We start from the raw sequence: 223 nt of genomic DNA, 5'->3' as shown, positions 1-223 counted from the left end.
GAAGTGGTCGTCTGTCACTTCCGTCTTGAACGGGTGCCCCTCCTCCTCACGCCAGCCGGGCAGCAGCCGGTCGATGCCGATCGGATCGACGACGGCGCCAGACAGGATATGGGCTCCGACCTCAGAGCCCTTCTCCAGCACGACGACCGAAAGCTCCGGATTGACCTGCTTCAGCCGGATCGCCGCCGCAAGACCGGCCGGACCGGCGCCGACGATCACAACG

At 66.4% G+C, this 223-nt stretch carries 1 protein-coding gene; it reads right to left on the bottom strand.

Translation table 11 applies throughout. The features are described from left to right. The coding region (locus ACMUVN_RS33405; protein WP_414816070.1) for an NAD(P)/FAD-dependent oxidoreductase at positions 1-223 on the bottom strand (223 nt) is incomplete at both ends.

It is taken from the genome of Rhizobium sp. IY2, from assembly GCF_047532935.1.
Taxonomy (GTDB): Bacteria; Pseudomonadota; Alphaproteobacteria; order Rhizobiales; family Rhizobiaceae; genus Rhizobium; species Rhizobium anhuiense.
Note: the sequence above shows the minus strand (reverse complement) of the source record. Positions and strands in the feature narration are given on the sequence as shown.